Here is a 5,544-nt window from a genome sequence, read left to right on the forward strand (position 1 = left end):
TCGTCGCCGCGCTCGGCGCCGCGCTGCTCGCGTCCCGCCGCACGTAACGACCCGCTTTTTTCGGGCGAGCGCGCAGCCGTTAACATCCCCCGGGGCGAACGCCACCCGTGAACCGACGCGCACTCGCCGCGCTCGCCGTCGCCGCGCTCGCCGTCAGCACGGGCTGTCTCGGCCCGCTCGCCGACGGCCAGCAGTCCGCGGAGAGCCGGGACGCGACGGTCGTCGGCGTCGTGGACGGCGACACCGTGGACGTCCTGTTCGACGACGGCACCGAGGAGCGCGTCCGCCTGCTCGGCGTCGACACGCCGGAAGTCCACGTGGACGTCTCGCCCGGCGAGTTCGAGGGCGTCCCCGACAGCGAGGCCGGGCGGTCGTGTCTGCGGTCGTGGGGCGAGCGCGCCAGCGAGTACGCCACCGAACGGCTCGCCGGCGAGTCCGTGACCGTGCGGTTCGACGCGGAGAGCGACCGCCGCGGCGGCTACGACCGGCTGCTCGCGTACGTAATCGTCGAGAACGAGTCGTTCAACCGCGCGCTCCTCGCGAACGGCTACGCGCGCCTCTACGACAGCGAGTTCACGGAGCGCGACGACTACGCGGCCGTCGAACTGCGGGCGCGCGAGAACGGCACCGGCCTCTGGGCCTGCGCGAGCTAGCAAGGCTTATTCGCCGCGCGCCGGCAGTCCCGAACGTGACCGGACGCCTCCGCGCCGCCGTCGCGCGCCGCCTCGGCGTCGACGCGGGCGCACTCGCCGCCCTGCGGGTCGCGCTCGCGGCGGTCGTGCTCGCGGACCTCGCGCTCCGCGCGCGCTTCCTCCGCGCGTTCTACACGGACGCCGGCGTCTACCCGCGCTCGCTGCTGTTCGAGCAGTACGGCCCGCTCGCGCGCCTCTCCGTGCACGCGCTCTCCGGCGCGGCGTGGGTGCAGGCCGCGCTGTTCGTCGCGACGGCGGTCGCCGCGCTGGCGCTGCTCGCGGGCTACCGCACGACGCTGGCGACGGTGCTGACCGCCGTCCTGCTCGGGTCGCTGCACTTCCGGAACCCGCTCGTGCTGAACAGCGGCGACACCCTGCTCCGCGTGCTCTTCCTCTGGTGCGTCTTCCTCCCGCTCGGCGAGCGCTGGTCCGTCGACGCGCTCCGCAGGGGCGACGACGCCCGGGACCGCGTGACGAGCGTCGCCACCGCGGGCGTCCTCCTGCAGGTCGTCGTGGTGTACTCCACGAACGCCGTCCTGAAGCTCCGCGGCGACGAGTGGCTCTCCGGGGAGGCCGTCCGGCTCGTCCTCGAGCTCGACATGTTCACCGTGCTGCTCGGCGACGTGCTCGCGGAGTACCCCGGTCTCGTCGCCGCGTTCGACCGGCTCTGGCTCGCCCTGCTCGCGGGGTCGGTCCTCCTCGTGGTGCTGACCGGCTGGCTGCGCGCGGCGTTCGCCGGGCTGTTCGCCGCGATGCACGCCGGCATGCTGGTCTCGATGCAGCTCGCGGTGTTCCCGCTCGTCTCGATTGCCGCGCTCCTCCCGTTCCTCCCACCGGTGTTCTGGGACCGGCTGCCGGGCTGGCGCGCGGTCCCCGGCGTCCGCCGTCTCCCGGTCGCCGAGTACGCATCCAGCGTGGACCGAGCGCTCCCGCGGGTCGCGCTGCCGTCGCTCCCGAGCCGCGTCGCGTACTGGAAGGACCGAGCGGTGCCGGCGCTGCTGACGGTGTTGCTCGTCGGGATGCTCGTCTGGAACGCCGCGACCATCGGGCTCGTCGGGGTGCCCGACGCCGCACCGGTCGAGGGCCAGCCGGAGCCGCGGTGGTCGATGTTCGCGCCGACGCCCGTCGACACGGACTTCTGGGTGGTCGCGCCCGGCACGCTCGCGTCGGGCGAGCGCGTCGACGCGTTCCGCGGCGGGCCCGTGGAGTGGGCGGAACCGCCCGACGTCGCGAACAGCTACCCGAGCTCGCGCTGGCGGAAGTACGTCGCGAACGTCCGCGCCCGCGAACCGCGGGTGGCCGGCGCGTTCGCCGACTACCTCTGCGCGCGGTGGGACGGCGAACGGGAACTCCGGTCCGTCGAGCTCTACGTCGTCGAACAGCAGGTGCGTCTGGACGGCTCGGACCCGACCGAGCGCGTGAAACTCGCGGCGACGAACTGCTCGGCCGGCGTTCGGACGAACACCTAAGCGTCCGCCGCGCGTCCCTCCGGTGATGGCACGAGTCGACCGTCTGCGCGTCTACCCCGTGAAGGGGCTGGACGGCATCGAAGTGAACGCCGCCGACGTGACCCCGGGCGGCACGCTCGCCGACGACCGCACGTACGCGTTCTTCGACGGGGACGGTGACGTCCTCAACGGCAAGCGCACCGCTCGCGTCCACGACCTCGCCACCGACTTCGACCGCGAGACCCGTGAGTTCGTCGCGGAGACGCGGGGCGGCGAGACCCGGCGCTTCGACCTCGACGGCGACCCCGGGGCCGCCGAAGCGTGGTTCTCCGAGTTCTTCGACGCGGACCTGACGCTCGAACGCGACGACGAACTCGGCTACGTCGACCGCCGCGAGATGGGGCCGTCCGTCGTCAGCACCGCCACCCTCCGCGAGGTCGCGTCGTGGTTCGACGGCCTCACCGTCGACGGCGTGCGCCGGCGCCTCCGCGCGAACGTCGAAGTAGCCGGCGTTCCCGCGTTCTGGGAGGACCGCTTCGTCGGCGAGGACGCGCCCGGCTTCGACGCCGGCGGCGTGCGCTTCGAGGGCGTCACGCCCTGCGGGCGCTGCGTCGTCCCGAGCCGCGACCCCGACACCGGCGAGCCCACGCCGGAGTTCCGCGAGACGTTCGTCCGGCGACGCCGCGAGACGTTCCCCGAGTTCGCCGACCGGGACGCCTTCGACCACTTCTACACGCTCATGCTCGTCGCTCGCGTGCCCGAAGCGAGCCGCGGGCAGACGCTGCGCGTCGGGGACGAGGTGCGGGAGGATTAGCTCGCGTCGGCCAGCTCCGTCGGGTCCGCCATCCCCTCCTTGACGCCGACGCGGACGAGCGCGACGTTCACCGGATACGCGGCGACGAACCCGACGGAAAGCGAGAACGCGAGCGCGCCCCAGAACAGCGGCTCGCCGATGGTCGCCTCGCCCGCCAGCAGCACGTCGGTGCCGATGGCGGTCACCTCCATCACGGTGATAGAGGGCGTTTCCGTGTAGAGCGCGTCCGCGAGCGCGGTGGCGAGCGCCTCCCCCTCCTGCAGGAGCGGGCCGACGGTCAGCGCGTACCCGAACGCGTACGCGAACGCGAACGTCCCGAGCGTCGTCACGAGCTGGTCGCCGATGGCGAGCACGCCCACGAGCAGGACGACGCCCGTCACTTCCCCGGCGCCACACCCCGAGTAGCAGTGCGCGGTCGACCGCACGCCCCGCCGCCACAGCGAGTCTCTGGCTATCTGCGTGCGGCCCGCGTACCAGTACAGCGCCAGCCCCGCCGGCCCCGAGTACACCGCGACGAGCGTCCAGACGCCCCGCATCAGCGACGGAATCGCCTCGTTGTGCCGGCGGAGGTCCCACCAGAGCACGCCCACGGACGCCGCGACCAGCACCGCCCACGCCGCGAGCACGCGGTGGTCCGAGAGCACCGGCCGGACGACGTCGCGGGCCGGCGCGAGCGCCTCCTCGACCGAACCCAAGAACGCTGCGACGGACATGGACGCCACTCGGGACGCGGCGCCTTAGAGCGTGGTGGCCTCCTCGGGCGAACGGCGACACAGTCGCTGTCGGTCGAGGACGAAGGGAGAAGAGCCGGTAGAGGGATTTGAACCCTCGGCCTATTCCTTACGAAGGAATCGCTCTACCAGTCTGAGCTATACCGGCACACGTCGTTTCACTCGTGTGCCGAACCCCGCCTCACTTCGTTCGGCGGGACACCGGCGCGACCTGCGTACCTCTCCGTAGCCGGATTCGAGAAATAAGCCTTGCGAATCACCGGCGGGTCAGTCGGGCGTCCACGACGACGTTGTACTCGTGGGGCGCGTACGACCGCACGGTGCGCTCGGTCTCCACCTCGACCTCGTACTCGGGTTCGGCGGCCTCGCGGATGGCCGCGATGCCGGGGCCGAACGGGTCGTCCTCGTGCTGGATGTCGTAGAAGTGAACCACGCAGTCGTCGGCGGCGAGCGCGACCGCGGTGTCGAGGAACTCGTCGGCCGTGTGCGGGAGGTTCATCACGACGCGGTCGGCCCAGTCCTCGTACTCCTCGGCAGCCTCTCTCACGTCTCCCGCGATGGCCGTGACGCGCTCGCTGACGCCGTTGCGCTCGGCGTTCTTCCGGAGGTACTCGATTGCGGTCTCGTTGATGTCGGTGGCGACGACCGCCGCGCCGGCGTTCGCCATCGGGACCGCGTACGGCCCGACGCCCGCGAACATGTCGAAGGCGCGCTCGTCCGCCTGCACCTGTTCGACGACGCGGTGGCGTTCGGTCGCGAGCCGCGGCGAGAAGTACACCTCGGCGAGGTCGAGCTCGAACTCGCAGCCGTACTCCGTGTGGACGGTCTCGGTGCTCTCGCCGACGAGGACGTCCCAGTCGCGGACGCGCTCGGTGCCCTTGATCTTCGACGCGCGGTTGACGACCGTCGCCGCGCGGACGTCCGACTCCATCACGGCGTCGGCGATTTCGCGGGCGCGCTCGGGGTCGTCCTCGTCGAGGATGACGACGTCGCCGAGGCGCTCGTAGGACGGCTCGAAGCCCAGAATCTCGGCGGGCGTCGTCGGCGTCTCGCGCTCGGGCGCGTCGAACGCCACGACGTCGAGGTCGTCAGGGACCGCGTCCGGGTCGCTGACGGGGATGTAGAGGTCGCCGTCGCTGGCCGTGATGGCGTACTCGTCGACCACGAGGTCCGCGTCCGCGAGCCGGCGGCGCGTGGCTTCGCCGTCCTCGGTGGGGACGCGGACACACGGCACAGTCATGCCCGGGAGTCGGGCGGGCGCGGCCTTACCCGTGTCGCTTGCGTCTCGAAACCCATAGGGCGCTGGCCGGGCTACGGGGCGTATGCTCACGTTCGTCGGGCTCGGCCTCTACGACGAGCGCTCGGTCACCGTGGCGGGCGCCGACGCCATCGCCGACGCCGACCGCGCGTTCGCGGAGTTCTACACCAGCAGGCTCGTCGGCGCCGACGTCGCCGACCTCGAAGCCTACCACGGCACCGAAATCGTGGTCCGGGACCGCGCGGGCGTCGAACAGGACCCGGAGCCGATTCTCGCCGCCGCCGAGTCCGGCGACGCGGTCTTCCTCACCGCGGGCGACACGATGATTTCGACGACGCACGTCGACCTCCGACTGCGCGCCGCGGAGCGCGGCATCGAGACGCGCGTGGTTCACGCCCCCACTGCGGAGTCCGCGGCGTCCAGCCTGACGGGCCTCCAGAACTACCGCTTCGGGAAGGCGACGACGCTCCCGTTCGAGTGGGCGCACGGCGCCGACGGGGTCCCGAGTTCAGTAATCGAGACCGTCGAGGCGAACCGCGAGCGCGGCCTGCACACGCTCTGTTATCTGGACATCAAGGTCGACCACCCGCGCGTGGACGGC

Annotated in this window: 6 protein-coding genes and 1 tRNA gene; 4 read left to right on the plus strand and 3 right to left on the minus strand. The window is 72.1% G+C overall.

From position 1 onward, the window contains the following. Positions 1–107: 107 nt before the first annotated feature. The 3 genes from GJ634_RS13820 to GJ634_RS13830 are packed head-to-tail and all read left to right on the plus strand — an operon-like array spanning position 108 to position 2,954. A complete protein-coding gene (locus GJ634_RS13820) occupies positions 108–653 on the plus strand; it encodes a thermonuclease family protein (RefSeq protein WP_331714188.1) in 546 nt (181 codons plus the stop codon). A 35-nt stretch (positions 654–688) separates the two neighbouring features. Then, positions 689–2,161: an HTTM domain-containing protein gene (locus tag GJ634_RS13825; protein WP_331714189.1), complete on the plus strand. Its 1,473-nt coding sequence runs from the start codon at positions 689–691 to the stop codon at positions 2,159–2,161. Between the two features lie 25 nt (positions 2,162–2,186). Further along, positions 2,187–2,954 (plus strand): MOSC domain-containing protein, encoded by a 768-nt coding sequence (locus GJ634_RS13830; protein ID WP_157503456.1) that lies wholly within the window; start codon positions 2,187–2,189, stop codon positions 2,952–2,954. On the opposite strand, the gene GJ634_RS13835 is transcribed toward GJ634_RS13830, so the two are convergent. The 3 genes from GJ634_RS13835 to GJ634_RS13845 all read right to left on the minus strand — a co-directional run bounded on the left by GJ634_RS13835 (position 2,951) and on the right by GJ634_RS13845 (position 4,925). Continuing rightward, a complete protein-coding gene (locus GJ634_RS13835) occupies positions 2,951–3,667 on the minus strand; it encodes a DUF4396 domain-containing protein (protein WP_157503457.1) in 717 nt (238 codons plus the stop codon). The two genes, GJ634_RS13830 and GJ634_RS13835, sit on opposite strands and share 4 nt — an antisense overlap. A gap of 92 nt (positions 3,668–3,759) precedes the next feature. Beyond that, positions 3,760–3,833 (minus strand) — tRNA-Thr (locus tag GJ634_RS13840). Between the two features lie 108 nt (positions 3,834–3,941). Beyond that, a complete protein-coding gene (locus GJ634_RS13845) occupies positions 3,942–4,925 on the minus strand; it encodes a class I SAM-dependent methyltransferase family protein (RefSeq protein WP_157503458.1) in 984 nt (327 codons plus the stop codon). 82 nt (positions 4,926–5,007) lie between these two features. Here GJ634_RS13845 and dph5 point away from each other — a divergent pair. After that, a partial coding sequence (gene dph5 / locus GJ634_RS13850) for a diphthine synthase (RefSeq protein WP_157503459.1) occupies positions 5,008–5,544 on the plus strand: 537 nt, incomplete at its 3' end.

Origin of the sequence: Halobacterium sp. CBA1126 (genome assembly GCF_009741975.1) — an archaeon.
Classification (GTDB): domain Archaea; phylum Halobacteriota; class Halobacteria; order Halobacteriales; family Halobacteriaceae; genus Halobacterium.